The sequence below is a fragment of the Mesorhizobium sp. M1D.F.Ca.ET.231.01.1.1 genome (assembly GCF_003999155.2).
Classification (GTDB): Bacteria; Pseudomonadota; Alphaproteobacteria; order Rhizobiales; family Rhizobiaceae; genus Mesorhizobium.
On the sequence record NZ_RZOZ02000001.1, the window covers coordinates 237,487 to 257,580 of the forward strand.

Annotated in this window: 19 protein-coding genes and 1 pseudogene; 9 read left to right on the forward strand and 11 right to left on the reverse strand. The window is 64.5% G+C overall.

Annotated features, from left to right (window positions below):
- The 3 genes from EN874_RS01160 to folE form a co-directional block, all read right to left on the reverse strand.
- Positions 1-972, reverse strand: coding sequence for a patatin family protein (locus tag EN874_RS01160; RefSeq protein ID WP_126089805.1), 972 nt, complete (start codon positions 970-972; stop codon positions 1-3).
- An 84-nt stretch (positions 973-1,056) separates the two neighbouring features.
- Entirely contained in the window at positions 1,057-1,515 is a 459-nt protein-coding gene (hisI, locus tag EN874_RS01165) for a phosphoribosyl-AMP cyclohydrolase (protein WP_127428146.1), read from the reverse strand.
- Between the two features lie 165 nt (positions 1,516-1,680).
- Positions 1,681-2,307 (reverse strand): GTP cyclohydrolase I FolE, encoded by a 627-nt coding sequence (gene folE / locus EN874_RS01170; protein WP_127428147.1) that lies wholly within the window; start codon positions 2,305-2,307, stop codon positions 1,681-1,683.
- Positions 2,308-2,545: 238 nt separating this feature from the next.
- Between folE and EN874_RS01175 the strand changes: the two genes are divergently transcribed.
- Positions 2,546-2,992 (forward strand): iron-sulfur cluster assembly scaffold protein, encoded by a 447-nt coding sequence (locus EN874_RS01175; RefSeq protein WP_127428148.1) that lies wholly within the window; start codon positions 2,546-2,548, stop codon positions 2,990-2,992.
- A gap of 10 nt (positions 2,993-3,002) precedes the next feature.
- Here the strand turns inward: EN874_RS01175 and EN874_RS01180 are convergent, their stop codons facing one another.
- Both EN874_RS01180 and EN874_RS34780 read right to left on the reverse strand, forming a co-directional pair.
- Positions 3,003-3,908, reverse strand: a complete 906-nt coding sequence (locus EN874_RS01180; protein WP_127428149.1) for a LysR substrate-binding domain-containing protein — start codon at positions 3,906-3,908, stop codon at positions 3,003-3,005.
- Between the two features lie 66 nt (positions 3,909-3,974).
- Positions 3,975-4,097: a hypothetical protein gene (locus EN874_RS34780; RefSeq protein WP_281061386.1), complete on the reverse strand. Its 123-nt coding sequence runs from the start codon at positions 4,095-4,097 to the stop codon at positions 3,975-3,977.
- A 141-nt stretch (positions 4,098-4,238) separates the two neighbouring features.
- Between EN874_RS34780 and yidD the strand changes: the two genes are divergently transcribed.
- From yidD to EN874_RS01200, 4 genes and pseudogenes are all read left to right on the forward strand, one after another.
- On the forward strand, positions 4,239-4,613 hold the full coding sequence (yidD, locus tag EN874_RS01185) for a membrane protein insertion efficiency factor YidD (RefSeq protein ID WP_168247334.1): 375 nt from the start codon (positions 4,239-4,241) through the stop codon (positions 4,611-4,613).
- 141 nt (positions 4,614-4,754) lie between these two features.
- Positions 4,755-5,563: pseudogene (gene blaOXA / locus EN874_RS01190) on the forward strand (class D beta-lactamase).
- Positions 5,564-5,708: 145 nt separating this feature from the next.
- Positions 5,709-7,682: a threonine--tRNA ligase gene (thrS, locus tag EN874_RS01195; RefSeq protein ID WP_127428150.1), complete on the forward strand. Its 1,974-nt coding sequence runs from the start codon at positions 5,709-5,711 to the stop codon at positions 7,680-7,682.
- 84 nt (positions 7,683-7,766) lie between these two features.
- On the forward strand, positions 7,767-8,708 hold the full coding sequence (locus EN874_RS01200; RefSeq protein WP_127428151.1) for a lysophospholipid acyltransferase family protein: 942 nt from the start codon (positions 7,767-7,769) through the stop codon (positions 8,706-8,708).
- Between the two features lie 57 nt (positions 8,709-8,765).
- Here the strand turns inward: EN874_RS01200 and EN874_RS01205 are convergent, their stop codons facing one another.
- On the reverse strand, positions 8,766-9,731 hold the full coding sequence (locus EN874_RS01205; RefSeq protein ID WP_126088852.1) for a hypothetical protein: 966 nt from the start codon (positions 9,729-9,731) through the stop codon (positions 8,766-8,768).
- Between the two features lie 162 nt (positions 9,732-9,893).
- On the opposite strand from EN874_RS01205, the gene EN874_RS01210 reads away from it, so the two are divergent.
- Complete coding sequence (locus EN874_RS01210; RefSeq protein WP_127428152.1) at positions 9,894-10,478, forward strand: nitroreductase; 585 nt, start codon at positions 9,894-9,896, stop codon at positions 10,476-10,478.
- A 7-nt stretch (positions 10,479-10,485) separates the two neighbouring features.
- Here EN874_RS01210 and EN874_RS01215 read toward each other — a convergent pair whose 3' ends face one another.
- Positions 10,486-11,253, reverse strand: coding sequence for a TetR/AcrR family transcriptional regulator (locus EN874_RS01215; protein WP_127428153.1), 768 nt, complete (start codon positions 11,251-11,253; stop codon positions 10,486-10,488).
- 141 nt (positions 11,254-11,394) lie between these two features.
- On the opposite strand from EN874_RS01215, the gene EN874_RS01220 reads away from it, so the two are divergent.
- Positions 11,395-12,069, forward strand: coding sequence for an isoprenylcysteine carboxylmethyltransferase family protein (locus tag EN874_RS01220; RefSeq protein ID WP_127428154.1), 675 nt, complete (start codon positions 11,395-11,397; stop codon positions 12,067-12,069).
- Between the two features lie 4 nt (positions 12,070-12,073).
- Here EN874_RS01220 and EN874_RS01225 read toward each other — a convergent pair whose 3' ends face one another.
- Both EN874_RS01225 and EN874_RS01230 read right to left on the reverse strand, forming a co-directional pair.
- Positions 12,074-12,955 carry a CoA ester lyase gene (locus EN874_RS01225; RefSeq protein ID WP_127428155.1) on the reverse strand — a complete coding sequence of 294 codons (882 nt, stop codon included), beginning with the start codon at positions 12,953-12,955 and terminating at the stop codon, positions 12,074-12,076.
- Complete coding sequence (locus EN874_RS01230) at positions 12,955-13,407, reverse strand: MaoC family dehydratase (RefSeq protein ID WP_127428156.1); 453 nt, start codon at positions 13,405-13,407, stop codon at positions 12,955-12,957. Before EN874_RS01230 ends, EN874_RS01225 begins: the two co-directional genes overlap by 1 nt.
- A gap of 154 nt (positions 13,408-13,561) precedes the next feature.
- On the opposite strand from EN874_RS01230, the gene EN874_RS01235 reads away from it, so the two are divergent.
- Positions 13,562-14,683, forward strand: a complete 1,122-nt coding sequence (locus tag EN874_RS01235; protein ID WP_127428157.1) for a DUF2336 domain-containing protein — start codon at positions 13,562-13,564, stop codon at positions 14,681-14,683.
- A 3-nt stretch (positions 14,684-14,686) separates the two neighbouring features.
- On the opposite strand, the gene EN874_RS01240 is transcribed toward EN874_RS01235, so the two are convergent.
- Complete coding sequence (locus EN874_RS01240; protein WP_127428158.1) at positions 14,687-16,753, reverse strand: FUSC family protein; 2,067 nt, start codon at positions 16,751-16,753, stop codon at positions 14,687-14,689.
- Positions 16,754-16,795: 42 nt separating this feature from the next.
- Positions 16,796-18,853, reverse strand: a complete 2,058-nt coding sequence (gene parE, locus EN874_RS01245; protein WP_127428159.1) for a DNA topoisomerase IV subunit B — start codon at positions 18,851-18,853, stop codon at positions 16,796-16,798.
- Positions 18,854-19,109: 256 nt separating this feature from the next.
- Between parE and cpaB the strand changes: the two genes are divergently transcribed.
- Complete coding sequence (cpaB, locus tag EN874_RS01250) at positions 19,110-20,048, forward strand: Flp pilus assembly protein CpaB (protein ID WP_127428160.1); 939 nt, start codon at positions 19,110-19,112, stop codon at positions 20,046-20,048.
- Positions 20,049-20,094 lie beyond the last annotated feature (46 nt).

A 20,094-nucleotide genomic window follows, 5' to 3' on the forward strand; every position in this document is an offset into this window, starting at 1 on the left:
TCAGGCGAGCACCGTCTGCAGCCGCGTCAATTCGCTGATCTGAGCCATTGTCGCCTGATAGCCAAGGCGGATCGCCTCGTCGGCGCGGTGGAATTCGGTGAGGCCGATATGGCTGAGCTTCGGCTGCAGCGACATATCGGGCGGATCGCCGGCTAGCCTGGCACGCGAAATCCGATCCTGGATGATGTTGAAGGCCTCGACCATGACGCCGGTGATGCCGAGGCGGGTCTGGTGCGGCTGGTGCTGGGGGTTGACCTGGCCGGGACGCGGCGCGTCGGTCTCGATGACGAGCTCGCCCGCGCTGTGCTTGATGACCGCCGCCCGTCCGAACAGGTCGTAGTGCAGGTTGACGGCCACGACGAGCGGCTGCTCGTAGGCCCGGCAGACAGACACCGGCACCGGATTGACGAGCGCGCCGTCGACCAGCACGCGGCCGTTGCAGCTCACAGGCTCGAAGACGCCGGGCAACGCGTAAGACGCGCGCATGGCGGTGATCAGCGAACCGTTCGACAGCCAGATTTCGTGGCCGGTACGGATTTCGGAAGCGACGGCGACGAACGGTTTCGACAGATCCTCGAAACGGATACCGTCCACGTGCTCGCGCAACCGAGCGTCGAGCTTCATACCGCCGAACAGGCCGCTGCCACGCAGATTGAGATCGAGAAGCCCGAAGAGGCGCCGCTTGGTCAGGCTCCTGGCGAATTCCTCGAGCTCGTCCAGTTTGCCGGCGAGATAGCAGCCGCCGACCAGCGCGCCGATCGAGGTGCCGGCGATCATCGACACTTCGATGCCAGCTTCGTCCAGCGCGCGCAGCACGCCGATATGGGCCCAGCCACGCGCGCAGCCGCCGCCGAGAGCCAGCGAGATGCCTGCCTTCTTCGCCGACTTCGGCTCCGGCACGCCGCCGGACGATGCAGGGCCGTTGGCCTCCTGAACGTCAGGTCTGCTGCGCAATGACGCCCATTCGAGCATCATGATCTCCCTTGTCCCGTATCCCTTCTACACCAAGGATGTTTGAGAATAGTGAATATTAGTGGTTTGTGAATATTGAATGGTTCACACCGGCTTCCGATACGTCTCTTCCGCATCGAACAGCGGCCTGCTGCCGTCGTCGGCAAGCACCGCCTTGCCGTCGCTGATCCCCACCGTCCGATAAAAGCAGGAACGTCTCCCGGTGTGACAAGTTGCGTCGTGGCCCAATACTTTGACGCTCAACCATATCGCGTCCTGGTCACAATCCGTGCGCATCTCGACGACGCGCTGGAAGTTGCCCGAGGTCTCGCCCTTCTTCCACAGCGCATTGCGCGAACGCGACCAGTAGTGCGCGATGCCGGTTTCCAGCGTCAGCGCCAGCGCCTGCGCATTCATATGCGCGACCATCAAAAGCATGCCGTCGCCGGCGTCGGTGACGACAACGGTCACCAGGCCGGCGGCATCGAAGCGCGGAGAAAAGACAGTGCCTTCCTCCAGCGCCTTCTTGTCTGCCGGAGCTTCGGGAAATTGCAGTGCCGACATTGCCGGTCCTTGTTCGACTTCAAGACGTGCTGATGTTTCGGGAGGCCAGTCTGCAAATGGCGACTTCCGCTTCCGGCGCTCACGTATTTCAATACGCTCCGCTCCGGATCTCGGAAACCACCATTTTCGACTGAGCCTACGCCTTTAGCGGGTGAGGGCGGACGATCAGCTGCGCACCATCGTGACGAAGCGCACCTGTTCCTCGGGCGTGTCCCTGAAGACGCCGGTGAAGGTCGAGGTGAGCGTGGTCGAGTCCTGCTTGCGGATGCCGCGCATGGCCATGCACATATGCTCGGCCTCGATCATCACCGCCACGCCGCGCGGGTTGAGCACGTCCTGGATGACGCCGGCGATCTGCGCGGTCATCGCTTCCTGCGTCTGCAGGCGATGGGCGAAGATATCGACGACGCGCGCGATCTTGGACAGGCCGACGACCTTGCCGTCCGGCAGATAGCCGACATGCGCCTTGCCGATGATCGGCACCATGTGGTGCTCGCAATGGGAGTGGAACTTTATGTCCCTGACGATGACCAGATCGTCATAGCCGGCGACTTCCTCGAACGTGCGGCCAAGCTCCTCTGCCGGGCACATGTCGTAGCCGTTGAACATCTCGCGGAAAGCTTTGGTGACGCGCTTCGGCGTATCGACAAGGCCCTCACGATCCGGGTTGTCGCCCGTCCAGCGCAAAAGCGTGCGCACGGCGGCCTCGACCTCGGCCTCGCTTGGGCGGTCGGTGACGGGCTTCTCCATATAGGAGGAGGGGGGCATGAGTTTCTTGATGACGGCATCCATAAAAAGGCGTCTCCCGTAGTCCCGCTCAAAGGCGGGACGAGTTGAACGGACCACGACCTTTCGGGTGAAACTCGCCCGGTTTCCAGCCCGTAAGCGGCGTGAACAGATGAGCAATGACAATGGCTTGAGGTTGCCTTGTCGATGCCCGGCTGCCAGCATTATATATGCTCGTGCAGAGCGAAAGGAAGACGCAACAGCGGCAAACCCTGTTCGCTTGGCGGCGACGGATTGGAAAAATATGATCGACGACGTCTACAATGCGAAAATTCTCGGCTTCGCCGGAAACATCGCGCGGATCGGCCGGCTCGACCACCCCGATGCCACCGCCAGGGCGCACTCCAAATTGTGCGGCTCGACGGTCACCGTCGACCTCAAAATGGACGGCGACGTGGTGACCGATTTCGCCCATGACGTGAAGGCCTGCGCGCTCGGCCAGGCATCGTCCTCGATCATGGCGAAGCATGTGGTCGGCGCGAATGCCGACGAGCTGCGCGCGGTGCGCGAGGCCATGCTGAAGATGCTGAAGGAAAACGGCGCGCCGCCCGAGGGACGCTTCGCCGATCTGAAATATCTGGAGCCGGTGCGCGACTACAAGGCGCGCCACGCCTCGACCATGCTGACTTTCGACGCGGTGGTCGACGCGATCGGGCAGATCGAGAAGAAGCGCGCCGGACAGGCGGCTTGAGGACAAGCTCCTAAACCGTTCGCACAGTCATGGCAAATTCGCTGCGTATCCAGTCGGCGAATGCCCTGGCCGGTTCCGAAAGTTCCCGCAAGTTTCTCGCCACCAGCCAATAGGCGCCGGACGCGACGTCGATGTCGAAAGGCTTGATCAGCGCGCCCGAGGCGAGCTCGTCGCCGATCTGCAGGAGATCGCCAAGCGCCACGCCATGGCCGAGCAGCGCGGCCTGTTTTGAAAGCGAAATGTCGGCCAGCATCGGGCCTCGTGCGGGAACGGCGTCCGCGGGCACGCCGGCCGCCTGGAACCAGCGCGCCCAACCCTGGCGGTTCTCCTCGTGCAACAGCGTGTAATGGCGAAGGTCGATCGGCTTTTCCAGGGGAGGGCCCGATGCCAGCAACCCTGGCGACAGGACCGGTGAATCGACGGTCGAGGCCAGGCGCTCGGCCTCAGTGCGAGGCCATGACGTGGCGTGCGCGCTGAAACGCAAGGCGAGCTCGGGCTGATCGCTGCGGAACTCGATCGGCCGTACATCGACTTCGAGCGACACGTCGATATCGGGCCGCAATTCGCGAAACCGGTTGAGCCGCGGCACCAGCCACACCGCTGCGAGCGAAGGCTCGACGCTGACGCGCACCACCGACTGTGCCGGTGACCCCGCCAGTTCCGACAGCACCCGGTCGATGTCGTCGAAGCTTCTCACCAGCTGGTCGAGCAGCAGGCGGCCGGCATCCGTCAGTTCGACGCGGCGATGGAGGCGGAGGAACAGCGGCTGGCGCAGGAAGGTTTCGAGCTCGCGGATCTGCCGGCTGATGGCCGCCTGCGAGACGTAAAGCTCCTCCGCCGCGCGGCTGAAGCTCAAATGCCGGCCGGCCGTTTCAAAGCTCCTGAGCGCCGTCAGCGGCAGTCGCCCCCGCTTCATATCGCATAACCTCAAGTTATTCGAAGCGGAAATTATACTCGTTTGAGAGCCAAGGCCAGCGGCAGTCTAATCGGAGCTCAAAGGAGCATTGCCATGAACCAGTTCCTGGCCATTTTGAATGACGTCATACGGATCGCCACCTTTCAGAGGCGTGGCGAAGCCGCACGCGGCCACTGCCGCCATCACCATCCCGATGTTTCCACGCACCATTCATCCTGGACTGACAGGCATCGCATCCGCCGGTCCAGGCCGTGAGGGCAAAAGAGCATTGCGTTCCGGGTCCGAAGCTCACATCTATCGCACAGCAAAACGCGATGCGGAGCTGATTGGTTGGTTGACCACCACGGGCATATGCACAGCGCCAGGCCTACCCAGCGCGGGCGCAATTGGCCAGGACCCTGGCGCAAGACGCCGGGCCGTGTCCTCGGCACCTCGCTCGTGCGTCTCTATCAGTTGACCCTCTCCGGCTTCGTCGGCAACAGCTGCCGGCATCTGCCGACCTGTTCCGAATATGCGCATGAGGCGATCGCCCGCCATGGGTTGTGGGCCGGCGGATGGATGGCGCTGTTCCGGGTTTCGCGCTGCGGGCCGTTCGGGACGCATGGCATCGACCGCGTGCCGGAGACGCTTGGCGCACGCTATGTCTGGTTCATGCCGTGGCGCTACTGGCGGATCGGCAGGAAACTCGGTGAGGCCGACAGCTGATCGTGCCGGCGTTTCGCAGGCCGTGTTTACGGTCTGGTAGGGTTAACGCCAGCCTGCACAAACACTGCGAATTTGAGACAAATTCGAGACAAGAGGCCTCGCTAAGCCGCTCCGCGTAATCCCTTTCAGGAGTGAGCTTCGATGCGCCAGATGGACCGCTATCCGTTCTTTATTGCCGTTATTCTGTTCCTTCTGGCGTGGATGCTCGGCCTGCCGATACGGGCGCAATCGGCGCCCCTTGCGGACATCCACTGCACGCTGATCCAGGACCAGGAAAGCGGCGCGACGCTTTACCAGGACGGCTTGTGCGACCGGCGGGTCAGCCCGGCCTCCACCTTCAAGGTGCCGCTGGCACTGATCGGCTATGATTCCGCAATCCTGAGCGACCAGCACACGCCGAGCTGGGACTACAAGCCCGAGTTCAACGCGGTGAAGCGCGGCCGCAAGACCGTCGACCCGACGATCCGGGACGCGATTCCATCATCTGGTATTCGCGCGAGATCACGCGCCGGCTGGGGCCGAAAAGTTTCGCCGGCTATGTATCGAAATTCGGCTACGGCAACGCCGATGTCTCGGGCAGCGCCGGCAAGAATGCCGGCCTGACCAATTCCTGGGTGGATTCCTCGCTCGAAATCTCGCCCGTCGAGCAGACGGCCTTCCTGCGCCGGCTGCTGGACGGCAAAATGCCGGTCTCGGCCAAGGCGCTCGAGATGACCAAAGCGATCATCCCGAGCTTCAGGGCCGGCGGCTGGACGGTGCAAGGCAAGACCGGCAGCACAGCGCGAGACAGGAACAAGCGGTCGCTCGGATGGTTCGTCGGCTGGGCCGAAAAGAATGGCCGCCGCATCGTGTTCGCCCGGCTGGTTGTCGATACCAAGCGCGCCGACATGCCGAAGGGGCTGGCGACGCGGGCGGCGTTCCTGAAGGATCTGCCCGGCCTCATCAAATAGGAAAGATCGCGACTTTACGGCGCCGGAATCTGCCTCTAAAACCGCGCCCGCTGCCGGATGCGTCCGGCCAACCTCTGCATGCTCCAGCACGCGACATGCTTTTCACCACCCGCGCTCGTTTGCGGGACTGGATAGGAGAACTCTGATGCTGAATTCCGTTTCCCTGACATTTCCCGATGGTTCGGTCCGCGAGTACGACGCGGCGATGACCGGCGCCGGTCTGGCCGAGTCGATCTCCAAGTCGCTGGCCAAGAAGGCCGTGGCCTATGCGATCGACGGCACCATCCGCGACCTTTCCGATCCGCTCGGCAAGTCCGGCAAGGTCGAGATCATCACCCGCGACGATCCGCGCGCCCTGGAGCTCATCCGCCACGACGCAGCGCATGTGCTGGCCGAGGCCGTGCAGGAATTGTGGCCGGGAACGCAGGTGACCATCGGGCCGGTGATCGAGAACGGGTTCTATTACGATTTCGCGCGCAACGAGCCGTTCACGCCGGACGATTTCCCGGCGATCGAGAAGAAGATGCGCGAGATCATCGCGCGCAACAAGCCGTTCACCAAGGAAGTCTGGTCGCGCGAGACGGCGAAGAAGGTCTTTGCCGACAAGGGCGAGCGCTACAAGGTCGAGCTGATCGACGCCATTCCCGAGGACCAGGACATCAAGATTTACGCGCAGGGCGACTGGTTCGACCTTTGCCGCGGCCCGCACATGGCCTCGACCGGGCAGATCGGCAACGCCTTCAAGCTGATGAAGGTGGCGGGTGCCTACTGGCGCGGCGATTCCAACAACCCGATGCTGACGCGCATCTACGGCACGGCCTTTGCCGACCAGGCGCAGCTAGAGGCCTATCAGACGCTGCTCGAGGAGGCCGAAAAGCGCGACCATCGCAAGCTCGGCCGCGAGATGGACCTGTTCCATTTCCAGGAGGAGGGGCCGGGCGTCGTCTTCTGGCACGCCAAGGGCTGGAAGATGTTCCAGAACCTGGTCAGCTACATGCGGCGGCGCCTCGACGAGCACGGCTACCAGGAAGTCAACGCGCCGCAGGTGCTGGACAAGAGCCTGTGGGAGACGTCGGGCCATTGGGGCTGGTACCGCGACGCCATGTTCAAGGTGACGGTTGCCGGCGACGACACCGACGACGACCGCATCTTCGCGCTGAAGCCGATGAACTGCCCAGGCCACGTGCAGATCTTCAAGCATGGGTTGAAGTCCTATCGCGAACTGCCCGTGAAGCTTGCGGAGTTCGGCAATGTGCATCGCTACGAGCCGTCCGGCGCGCTGCATGGGCTGATGCGGGTACGCGGTTTCACGCAGGACGACGCGCACATTTTCTGCACCGAGGAGCAGCTCGCCGCGGAATGCCTGCGCATCAACGACCTGATCCTGTCGACCTATGCCGATTTCGGCTTCGACGAAGTTGCCGTGAAGCTCTCGACGCGGCCGGACAAGCGCGTCGGCACCGATGAGGCCTGGGACCATGCCGAGGCCATCATGAGCAACGTGCTTGAGACGATCCGCACGCGTTCCGGCAATCGCATCAAGACCTCGATCAACCCGGGCGAGGGCGCCTTCTACGGGCCGAAGTTCGAATATGTGCTGAAGGACGCCATCGGTCGCGAATGGCAGTGCGGCACCACGCAGGTCGACTTCAACCTGCCGGAGCGTTTCGGCGCCTTCTATATCGGCTCGGATTCGGAGAAGAAGCAGCCGGTCATGGTGCACCGCGCGGTGTGCGGCTCGATGGAACGCTTCCTCGGCATCCTGATCGAGAACTATTCCGGCCATTTCCCGCTGTGGTTCGCGCCGCTGCAGGTGGTGGTGGCGACGATCACCTCCGACGCGGACGAGTACGCGATGAAGGTCGTCGAGCGGCTGAAGGCCGCGGGCCTGCTGGCCGAAGCCGACCTGCGCAACGAGAAGATCAACTACAAGGTGCGCGAGCACTCGCTGGCCAAGGTTCCGGTCATCCTCGTCTGCGGCAAGCGCGAGGCGGAAGAGGAGACCGTCAACATCCGCCGGCTCGGCTCCCGCGACCAGGAATCGCTCAAGCTGGCGGACGCGGTGAAGTCGCTCACCGACGAGGCGGTCTCGCCGGACCGCAAGCGTCGCGCGGCCTGATCTTTCGATCCCTCATCAAATGGCGGTGGAGCGCTCCACCGCCATTTTCACATGCCTGTCACGCCAAACCTGTAACCAGCCGCCATGCTCAAGTTGAAACTGCGGGAAAGACGTTTTCCCGAGCTCTCCTACGCCAGCGCGCACCAGCCGGCGCTGACGCGCTGGTTCATCCATTCCGTCGAGGGCCTATCCGGCCGCGACCGCTTTGCCGTGCTCTATGATTTCTGGCGGCGCCAGGTCGCGCCGACTGGCGACCGGGTGTTCAGCCGCATGCTGGAGCTGATCGACGTCAAGGTGCGCAGCGCCGGCCATTGGCCGCCGGCCAATATGCCGGACACGCCGCTGGTGATCGTCGCCAACCATCCGTTCGGCATCGGCGACGGCATCGCGGTGCTGTCGCTGGCCGAGCAGCTCGGCCGTCCGTTCCGGGTCATGATCCACAAGGATCTGCTCAGGATCCGCGAGATGGAAGCCTATTCGCTGCCGATCGATTTTTCCGAGACCAAGGACGCGCTGAAGAACAACATGGCGGTACGCCACGAGGCGGTGCGGCTGTTGAAGGAAGGCGTAACCATCGTCGTCTTCCCGGCCGGTGGCGTCGCCACCGCGCCGAAGGGGTTCGGCCGCGCGATCGACCTGCCGTGGAAGATGTTCCCCGCCAAGCTCATCCAGGAGGCAAAGGCCTCGGTCATCCCGATGCATTTCTCCGGCCAGAACGGCCGGCTGTTCCACCTGGTCAGCGGGCCGATGAACATGGCCGAGCGCGACAACCGCGTGGCGAGGTTCGTCGGCAAGGCGTCGCTGACGCTGCGCACCTCCTTGCTCATCCGCGAGTTCGCGAGGCTGTCCGGCAAGGCGATCGAGGTGCGCATCGGCGAGGTGCTGAGATGGAGCGAACTTGAGCCGCTGCGCGACCGCAAGGCGTTGCTCGACCGCCTTTATCGCGCCGTATTCGACATGGCATCGCCGGCCGCGTCGCGCGGACGCGTGCCGTTCCTGCCGAAGCGGATGCGCAAGGTCGCTTGAACGCATTTCTAGCCAATTCCGGACGGAAGACCGCCGGGCATTTTTCCGGGAATTGCTTTAGTCCGCGCCTTCTTCCGGATCGATGGCGGACGCTTCATTCGCCACAACCTCGATCTCCTGGTTCTGGCCGGCAACGACCGTGAAATCCTTCTGGTAGATGCGGTCACGGTTCTTGGCGATGATGGTGTATTGGCCCTCGGCCAGCACCATCGAGGCGAAGGCGCCGACGGCTTCCTTGATCGGATCGCCGGATTCGTTGAGCAGCGACCAGGAGGTGTCGGCAATGGCTTCGCCGCCGGGCTCGCGCACCAGCTTCATCGTCATCTCGGCGGCGCGGTGCTCGACGGTCGCCTCCGTCAGCTTGCCGGCCTCGACGCGGATGTCGGAGCGGATCACTGCGTTGACCGCGCCATAAGTGGAGACGACGTGGTAGGTGCCGGCATTCAGCCGCACCACCGTGTTCGGCTCGACATCGGGGGCGATCAGCGCGCGGTCGCCATTGGCCTCGGCCTGGCCTTCATAGATCGAAAAACGAAGTTTCTTCGACGGGATATGCGCGCCGCCCGACGTCACCGCGTCGAGCTTCAAGCCGCCGGCGTCGAGGACGAGGCTTTCGCGCTTGGCGTCCTTGCCGACGGTGATGCGCTTGGTGGCGCCGGCTCGCCCATAGGAGGCATGGACGAGGTAGCTGCCGGGGTCGAGCTGGAACACTGCCGTGCCGCCATGCGCGGACGCAACCATGGGCAGCTTGCCGTCGCTGGCGGGCTCGGGCTTGAATACCCGCCAGACGATACCGCGGGCGATGTCGGTGCCCTTGTCCGTCAGTTGCGCGGAAAGGGTGATCGCTCCGCCGCTGCCCAGCGCCAGCGACTTCTCGTTCTTCGGCGTCGCATAGCTCGAAATGCCCGGCAGCTTGATGTCGCCGATATCGTTGGCGTTCTGGGCCAGCGCGAAGGAAACCGGCACCGCGAACAGCGCGGCGACCAGCCCAATCACGAAAAGGCGCAGAGTCCCCTCAAACATGCCTTGCGTTGAAGCCCAAGGCGGTGGCAATTTCAAGGCTCAAGAGCGCGCCGCGTTGCGTCAGCGCTCTTTATCCGGTGCATTCCGCGCCAATGCCCGAGCCGCCCCACCTCCAGATGGCGCGCTTCAGCTCAAAATTGAATGCTTAGGAGACTTGCGCCCATGGCGTCGCCGATCATCGACTTCCTGCTGACCCGCAATTCGGCGCCTATACCCGACCTCAAGGAGCCGGCGCCGAGCGACGCGGAGATCGCCACGATGATCGCTGCCGCCTCGCGCGTTCCCGATCACGGGCGGCTCGAACCCTGGCGGTTCATCCTCTACCGCGGCGAGGCGCGGGTCGAGATCGGCAGGAAGCTCGCGGCTCTTGCCGAGCAGCGCGAAGGGCCGCTGCCGGAAGGGCGGCGCAACCAGGAGCTGGCGCGCTTCTCGCGCGCGCCGCTGGTGATCGGCGTGGTGTCGGTGCCGAGGGAGAACCCGAAGATCCCGCAATGGGAGATGTTCCTGTCGGGCGGCATGGCGGCCCTGAATCTGATAATCGCCGCCAACGCGCTGGGCTATGGCACCAACATGATCAGCAACTGGTATTCCGACGTCGCGGAGGGCAGGGCGATCCTCGGGTTGTCGCCGCAGGAGCGCGTCGTCGGCTTCGTCCACATCGGCTCATATCAGGGGCCGGCGCCCGAGCGGCCGCGGCCCGATCCGGCGAAGCTCTATGCCGACTACGCGGGACCCTGGGCGGGATGAAACAAGTCTAAGGGCGCCGCAAAGCGACGCGGCTTGGCTCGCGATCCTTCGGGGGCGGTGCGCCTGCGAAGACGGAAGGGTTGGAGCGGCGCGCCGTCATGACGGCGCGCACGTAGCCGGGCTCGCCGATGCGGATGCTGCCGTCGGGAAGCCCGAGGATGCGGTCAAGCGCGATCTCGTAGAGCCTGACGCGCTTCTCCAGGGCTTCGATCGCGATCTCCATGTCGGCATCGCCGCCGCTGGCGAACGCCTTGGCGATGACGTCGTGCGTGGCCATGCCGAACTGCATGACGATATCGGCGACGCCTTCCGGGTCGAATGTGCGGAACGTGCCATCCTCGACGCCCTGCCGGATGATTTCGGCCAGCACAGGCGAAAACGATGCACTGGCCGCCAGATTGATGCGATGGAACAGCACCAGGTTTTCGGGCCGGAACAGTGTCTCGAACAGCGCCCAGGCTTCCGCCGCGGTCTCGATCTTGGCCCGCCGCGATTTCGCGAGCAGGGCATTGAGCCGCCCGAGCGGATCGAGCGCCGGATCGGCGACAATGTCCTCAACGCCGGCGAGCGCCTGTTTCGCAAAGCGCTCGGCCAGCGCTTCCAGCAGCGCCTCCTTCGAAGGAAAGTAGTGGTAGAAAGCGCCCTTCGAGATGCCGGCGGCGGCAATCACGTCATTGAGGCTCGCTTTGTCGTAGCCATGCGTCAGGAACAGGGCCTGCGCATGGTTGAGCAGTTCTTCTCGCCTGAGTTCCGGGTGCTTGATCACACGTGGCATGGGGAAACCTTGTGCACGCCGCTACCGTTCCCGTCCAGATGCTCGAGTGTCGATAAGGCTTGAGAACAGACCGATGGTCGGTATAATAGACCAATGGTCGGTTTTGGCCAATGGCGATGGGCATCTCACGGAAGGTTGGCCATGATTGCGAAATTGGTTCTCCAGACATTCGTGTGGTTCGGCATCATGGGCGTGCTGCTGTTTGTGTCGGCGGGCACGCTGCACTGGACCGGAGCCTGGGTCTACATAGTCGTCATGGTCGGTCTGAGCCTTACCATGGGCGTGGCGCTCGCCCGGCGCGATCCCGGCCTAATGAATGAGCGCCTGCGCCCTCCGATCCAGAAGACCCAGACCGCGGCCGACAAGATATTGCTCAGCATATTGCTGCTCGGCATCTTCGGTTGGCTTGCCCTGATGGGGCTCGATTTCCGTTTCGGCTGGTCGACCGTTTCCCTCTGGGCGCAAGTGATCGGCGCGCTCATCCTGCTCGTCGGCATCTGGATCTGCTATCTGACGATGCTGGAAAACAGCTTCGCGGCGCCGGTCGTGAAGATCCAGAACGAGCGCGGCCAGAAGGTCATCACCACAGGCCCATACAGCTACGTTCGCCACCCGATGTATGCCGGCGCCATACTCTATTTCGCCGGCACGGCGCTCCTGCTCGGATCCTGGTTGGGGCTGGTACTGGTGCCTGTCTTCATCCTGCTGCTCGCCATCCGCACCTTCATCGAGGAGAAGACGCTGCGGACAGGGTTGCAGGGCTATGACGACTATGCGGCGAATGTCCGCTACCGGCTCATCCCGATGGTCTGGTAGCGGTTCAGGCGGAAATCCCCGCCGCTTTGGCACGTGCCAGCAGCCGCTCGGCGAGCCGCAGATGCGGCCGGTCATACATCTTGCCGTCGATGCCGACGACGCCGGGATTTCCCGCCGCCGCGAAAGCGTCGACAATCGCCTGCGATCGCTCGATTGCCTCGGCCGACGGCGTGAAGGCGGCGTTGATGACCGGGACCTGCGCCGGATGGATCGCCATCTTGCCGGTAAAGCCGTCGCGTTCGGCTTCGCGACATTCGGCCTCGAAAGCGGCCATGTCGCGGAAATCCGGAAAGACGGTGTCGATCGCCGCGACCTCGGCCGCGCCGGCGGCCAGGATGGTCATGGTGCGCGCCAGGCGGAAGACGTCGGTGTAGCGGCCGCCCTCGTCGCGCGCCGAACGCGCGCCGATCGCGGCCGACAGATCCTCCGCGCCCCAGGTCAGGCCGGCGAGGCGTACGCTTGCCCCGGCATAGCTCGCGGCCGCCAGCACGCCGGCCGCGGTTTCGGTGATGATCGGCAGGATCCTTATGCGGCCATCCGGCAGTCCGTTTTCGGCCTCGTGCACCCGAAGCTTGGCCGCGAGCTGCTGGACGTCCTGTCCGCCGTTCGATTTCGGCAGCATGATGCCGTGGGGTTTCACCGGGACAAGGGCTGCGAGATCATCGTCGGTCAGACCGGTCGCGAGGTCGTTGACGCGCACGTAGATGGCGGAATTGGCTTGCCGCCGGTGGCCGGCAATGAAGCTCGCCGCGACCACGCGCGCTGCGGCCTTGTTGGCGGTGGCGACCGAATCCTCGAGGTCGACGATGACCACGTCGGCGCCGGCGCCAAAGCCCTTTTCGAGCTTGCGCTCGGAATCGCCCGGCACGAAGAGCAGCGAGCGCATCAGGTCGCCTTTTTCATCATCATCGCCTGCCTTGTGCATTTGGCGACAAGCACGTCGTCCTGATTGTAGGCGCGATGCTCGAACTCGACGATTCCGCGGTCGAGTTTCGATCTGGACTCGCGCACCGAAACGACCGTGGTCTCGACCCGGATGGTGTCGCCATGGAAGACCGGGTGCGGGAACACGGTTTCCTTCATGCCGAGATTGGCGACTGTGGTGCCGACGGTGATGTCGTTCACCGAAATGCCGATCATCAGGCCGAGCGTGAACAGCGAATTGACCAGCGGCTTGCCCCATTCGCTCTTCGCGGCGAAGTCGAAATCGATGTGCAGCGGCTGCGGGTTCAGCGTCATCACCGAAAATAGCATGTTGTCGCTTTCGGTGACGGTCTTGCGCAGCGTGTGCCGGAAGACACGGCCGACGACGAACTCTTCCAGATAAAGCCCGGCCATGGTCGATCTCCTCCGTCTACCCTTGCTTGATAGGCGTTGGTCGCGGCTCCATCAAGCCGGTTAAGAAACATGGTGAACCGTTCGTAAACCATTTCCAGCCTAACCTTCCCAGCGGGGCCGGGAAACGTTCCGGCGAGGGCGCAAGCTGGTCGGCATGGTTGTTTCGCACTTTCTAAAATGGATTGATACGGCAAGGGTTTCCGAGCGCGCGGCCGCCGCGAGCGCGTTGGCGCGAGCTTACATAAATTCCGACCTGCCGTTCGAGGATCGCTGCGCCGCCGAGGCCGCGCTCACGCTGCTGCTCGACGACGTCTCCGCCAAGGTTCGACATTCTCTCGCCGAAGCGCTGTCGATGAGCCACCACGCGCCGCCGCAGGTGATCGCGGCACTCGCCTCCGACCAGCCGGAGGTGGCGGCGCTGGTGCTGGCGCGTTCGCCTTTGCTTACCGATGCCGACCTCATCGACCGCGTCGCCGGTGGTCAGAAAGCTACCCAGAAGCTGATCGCCAACCGTCCCGTCGTCTCGATGCCGCTGGCGGCCGCCATCGCCGAGATCGGCGAGCCGGAAGCCTGCGCCACGCTCATCGCCAACGGCGGCGCCGACATCGCGTCGCTGAGCTTCCGCCGCATGGCCGAACGGCTCGGCCACCTGCCGCTGGTGCGCGAGGCGCTGATCGCCGACGCGCGTCTGCCCGCCGACTGCCGGCACATGCTTCTGGTCAAGCTCGGCGAGACGCTGAAAGGTTCGCCGCTGGTGCTGGCGCTGATGGGCGCCACCCGCGCCGACCGGGTGATGCGCGACGCCTGCGTGAAGGCTTCGGTGACGCTGATCGACGGCACGCGCGCCGAAGAGCACGCCGCGCTGATCGAGCACCTGCGGCTGCGCGGCGATCTCACCGCAAGCTTCATCATCCGCACCATCGCGCATGGTAAGGTCGACTTCTTCGGCTCGGCGCTGGTCGCGCTTGCCCAGCAGTCCGAGCAGCGGGTGAGGGCGCTGCTTGCCGGCGGGCACGACATCGCGCTGCAGGCGCTCTTCCGCAGCGCCGGCCTCGCCGCCGCCACCCACGGCATCATCCTGCGGGCGCTGAAGGTCTGGCGCGAGGTCGCCAACGGCAAGCGCGTCGCCGGCGTGCAGGAAGTCAGCTGGCTGATGCTGAAGGAACTCGGCGGGCAATCGGCCGAAGGCGACTTGGCCGGGCTGATCAAGTCGATCCATCTCGACGCGCTGCGCGAGAACGCGCGCGGGCACGCGCTGGCCATAGCGGCGGCCTGAAACTCAGGCCCGGCCCTTCGCGAAGAAATCCGGATAATCCTCCATCGCCGCGGCGATGATGCGCAGCGAGGCTGCAATCTGCAGCATTTCGGGCCGGTCGCTGCGATCGGCGATGCCGGCCGCATATTGCCTTGCCACGGCAACCGTCGACGTCTGCGGCTCGCCATGCCTCCTGAACAGCAATTCCCGCGCCAGGCCGCGCAGGAAATTGCCAATCGATTCCACCGTTTCGCGCGGGATCGCGGAATTCAATTGCGCACCGCGCAGCCGCAGCACTTCAAGCCCGACGGTGACGGCTGCGATGCTGCCGCCCAGGATGGGATCGCCCTTCCTGCCTGTTTGCTGCAACTGCGGCATCAGCTGGTTGATGCGGTCATAGGCCAGGCTTTCGAAAGCAGAGCGCCGCGGAATGCGGTCGTGCAGGCACAGCCGCGCCAGGTCCTCGCGCATCGCCTGCGAGATGCGCTCCACGGTGACCCAGGGGTTGGCCGGCAGCACGATGATGAAGACGCCGATGGCAATCAGGATGCCGACCAGGATCGACGCCGATCCGGCGAAGAACGGGCCGGGATCGTAGGTCATCAGCTGGTGCGGGCTGAGGAAGGCGAGGAAGTTGATGGCGAAGGCGGTGGCGACGCCGACATGGCGCGGATTGGCCATTCCGAGCGCCGCCGGCACCATGATCGGCACGACAAAGAGCGTGAACCAGCCAAAGCCGGGCAGCGCCGGCAGCGCGACCTGGCCGACAAGGAAGGCGAAGGGCAGCGCGAGCAGCGTTCCCGTGAAGAAACCCCAGGCCGACTGGACGGGATCAGGGCGCGCTGCGAACAGGCTGGAAACGACGGCGACGAGGATGACGGTGCCAGCGGCCTCCGACCACTTGGTCGTCAGCCAGAAGGCCGTCACCAGAAGCGTGGCGAGCGCGGCGCGCACGGCATTGCGCCAGGCGGCATGATAGTCGCGATGCACCACCAGCGCCGGCTGCTGTCGTTCGCGGGAGGGTCCTGAGACAGGCGAGCGAAGCGCATCCAGGCCGCGCATCACCTGCTTCAGCGCCTCCGCGAAATCGGCGGCGATGGTGAGGCGGGTGATGGTGCCGACCCGGTCTTCGCCGGGTTCCGCGGACGCTGCCGGCGTCTCTCTTGCCTTGCTCGCGATGACGTCGAGCCGTACGACCCAGGAGCCGGTATCGTCAAGCGCGCCGGGCGTCGCCGCCAGCTCGCCGACGAAAGCCTGCAATTCGCTGCGCACCGGGATGAGAGCCGCGTTCTTTGGTGCTGCATGGGTGTGCAGGGCGCGGGCCGCCGAGAGCGCCCACAGCAGCTGCCCGATCGTGCGCCGGACCGGATGGGCGCGCGTGGCGAAACTCGGCGCTTCCAGCCGCGCATAGGTGCGCATCTCGGCAAGCGTCTGGGCGTCGCTGATCAGCTTGCGCTGTAGGGCTGCAAGGCCAGCCGGATCGCCGCCGGAAAAGGCGCCCGAGGCATAGTCGGCGAGATCGAGGATGCTGCGCTTCAATCTCGAAATGATCGCGTCCGCCGCCAGTTTCGGCAGGATCAGGCGGCTGGTGACGCCGGCGCAGACGATGCCGAGCATGATTTCGGCGCAGCGCGCGATGGCGAGATCGACGACGAGATGCGGCTGCCCGAAAGCCGGCAGGCTAATGATCATCGCGGTGTAGCCGGCAAGGGCCGCGCCATAGGCCTCCGGATTGCGCAGCAGCGAGGAGACGAGCGTGCAGACGCCGATCCATAGCGCCAGCACCGTCACCAGCAGCCAGGGATTGGTGCCGAAGAGCGATGTGATGCCGATCGCCGCCACGCCGCCGGCCAGCGTGCCGAGCAGCCGGTAGAAACCCTTCGCCAGCACCATGCCGGCGACCGGCTGCGCGACGATGAACACCGTCATCATCGCCCATTGCGGATGGTCGAGTTTCAGGGCGTATGCGGCAAGCAGCGCGATCAGTCCGGCCGAAACGGTGCGCAGGGCGAATATCCAGTCCGAGCGCGTCGGCTGCGTCAGGCCGTGCAGCGGTGTCTCGACAAGCTCTTTCAGCCGCGTCCAGGTCACATACAAGTCTCCACACCGGAGCTGTTATGGACCAGTCCGCGTTCAGATATCCAGCACGTCGGCCTCGGCGAATTCGGCGCGTTCCTGGATGAAGCGGAAGCGCGCCTCGGGCTTGGTGCCCATCAGCGCGTCGACGGCATCCTTGGTCGCCTGCTCCGCGTCGATCACGTCGACCCTGAGCAGCGTGCGCTTCCTCGGGTCCATCGTGGTTTCCTTGAGCTGCGAGGCCATCATCTCGCCGAGACCCTTGAAGCGGCCGATCTCGACCTTGCCGCGCCCGGCGAATTCGGTGCGCAGCAATTCGTCCTTGTGCGCGTCGTCGCGCGCGTAGGCGACCTTGCCGCCCTGCCTGATCGAGTAGAGCGGCGGCACGGCCATATAGAGATGGCCGCCGCGGATCAGGTTCGGCATCTCCTGATAGAAGAAGGTGATCAAAAGCGATGCGATATGCGCGCCGTCGACGTCGGCGTCGGTCATGATGATCACGCGGTCGTAGCGCAGGTCCTCGTCGCGGTATTTCGAGCGCGTGCCGCAGCCGAGCGCCTGGACCAGGTCGGAAATCTGCTGGTTGGCGGCGAGCTTGTCGTTGCCGGCGCTGGCGACGTTGAGGATCTTGCCGCGCAGCGGCAGCACCGCCTGGCTGGCGCGGTCGCGCGCCTGCTTGGCCGAGCCGCCGGCCGAGTCGCCTTCGACGATGAAGAGCTCGGCGCCGGCGGCGGCGTTCTGGGTGCAGTCGGCGAGCTTGCCCGGAAGGCGTAGCTTGCGCACCGCGCTCTTGCGCGAGACTTCCTTTTCCTGGCGGCGCCGCACGCGTTCGTCGGCGCGCGCGATGACCCACTCCAGAAGCTTCGAGGCCTCCTGCGGATTGTCGGCCAGCCAGTGGTCGAACGGATCGCGGATGGCGGTTTCGACGATGCGCATCGCCTCGATGGTCGCCAGCCTGTCCTTGGTCTGGCCGACGAATTCCGGCTCGCGGATGAACACCGACAGCATGCCGGCGGCCGAGATCATGACGTCCTCGGTCGTGATAACCGAGGCGCGCTTGTTGCCGATAAGATCGGCATAGCCGCGCAGCCCGCGCGTCAGCACATTGCGAAACCCCGCCTCGTGCGTGCCGCCTTCGGCGGTGGGAATCGTGTTGCAGTACGAGTTGAGGAAGCCGTCGCCGCCGAACCAGGTCACGGCCCATTCCAGCGAGCCGTGGCCGCCTTGCCTGTCGCTTTTGCCGGCAAAGACCTCGCGCGTGACCTGGAACTCGTCGCCGAGCGTTGCCTTGAGGTAGTCCTTCAGGCCGCCGGGGAAATGGAACTCGGCCTTGGCCGGCGTCTGGTCCTTTTCCTTGATCAGCGACGGATCGCAGCTCCAGCGGATCTGGACGCCCCCGAACAGATAGGCTTTCGAGCGTGTCATGCGGTAGAGCCGCGCCGGCTCGAACGCGGCGCCCTTGCCGAAGATCTGCTCGTCGGGATGGAAGCGGGTCCTGGTGCCGCGGCGGTTGTGGACCTCGCCGAGGTGCTCCAGTCCGCTTACCGGAATGCCACGCGAGAATCTTTGCCGATAAAGCTGCCGGCCGCGCGCGACCTCGACCTCGAGGTGGTCGGACAGCGCGTTGACGACCGAAACACCGACGCCGTGCAGGCCGCCGGAGGTCTCATAGACCTTGGAGTCGAACTTGCCGCCCGAATGCAGCGTCGTCATGATGACTTCGAGCGCAGGTTTCTTGAATTTCGGATGCGGATCGACCGGGATGCCCCGGCCGTTGTCGGTGACGGTGAGAAAGCCGTCGGCGGAAAGCTCGACGTCGATGAAGGTGGCATGGCCGGCGACCGCCTCGTCCATCGAATTGTCGATGACCTCGGCGAACAGGTGATGCATCGCTTTGTCGTCGGTGCCGCCGATATACATGCCCGGACGGCGCCGGACCGGCTCCAGCCCCTCCAGCACCTCGATGTCGGCGGCGCTGTAACTCTCGCTGCCGTCACGGGCGGCAGCCGAACGCTTCGCCGCCTGAACCAGCGGATCAGCCGGGCGCGAGGACGCGCGCGCCGGCTGGGGCTGCTGCTTGTCATGGTTGCCGAAAAGATCGCTGGTGTCGTCCATGCTGGCCATTAAGTCCGGTACTGCGAATCACTCCTCGATACTGCCACGCTTTCGGCGGGCGAACGAGGTTCCTGTTCCGTTCAGGGATCAAAGTCTCTCTTATTCCAAAACCATTCGATAACCAAGCCGCCGGAAATAGGGCGGTCCCGGCATTCAAGGATTCCTGATTCTTTAACATTAACGCCTAGCGTGAGCCTCAACGAACAAAAGACCACGGGCTTCAGGGGTTTTCGGCGTGAGAGGCAGGGCCATAACCATGATCGGCATCGCCGCCGTTGTCGGCGCGATCTCGATCTTTGCCGCGGATTTCTGGGTCAAGAGCCAGGCGAAAGCCGAGTCCGAGCAGAAGGTGGCGTCAATCGTGGCGCCGCAGGAGCCCAAGGTCGAGTTCAACACCATCGTGGTGGCTCAAGCGGCGCTGCGTTACGGCATGCAACTCGACCGGTCGCAGCTCACCGAAATCCCGTGGCCGCAGGATTCGCTGCCGCAGGGCGCATTCCCGACCATCGACAAGCTGCTTGCCGAAGGCGGCCGGGTGGTGCTGTCGCCGATCGAAGTCAACGAACCGGTGCTGCTCACCAAGCTGTCCGGGCCGAACGGCCGCGCGACGCTTTCCAACATCCTGTCGCCGGGCATGCGGGCCGTCACCATCCGTACCGACGAGATCGCCGGCGTCGGCGGCTTCATCACGCCGGGCGACCGGGTTGACGTCGTGCTGACGCGCGATGCCGGCGCAATCCAGGAAGTGTCCAAGAACGCTCAAGGGGCAGCCGGCTCGACGGTTACGTCCGAAATCGTTGTCTCCGACGCCAAGGTGCTTTCGGTCGGGCAAGGCGCGGATGAGCGCAAGACGGAGCCGCAGGTTGCCAATTCGGTGACCCTCGAGGTGACGAACGAAGGCGCGCAGAAGGTGGCGCTTGCCCGCACCGTCGGCACCTTGTCGCTGTCCTTGCGGTCCGCCGCCGACGCCAGCGCCAGCGGCAACGGGCTCACCACCATCTCTTCCTTCGGCGGTTCGGTTGCCGCGAACGCCGAGGCAAGCGCCGCCTCGCTGGTCAATGCGGTGTCAAAGGAACCGGAAGAGCCGAAGTTCAAGACGGTGATCGTGTCGCGCGGCGAAAAGGTCGAGGAATACAAGGTTCCTTCCAAGCCAGCCGAGGAGGACGTCGTTCCTGCCAAGGAACAAGAACAATAGCCGGTGGGGACCGGCCGGGGACGGGACAATGCCTGTGTGGAATAAC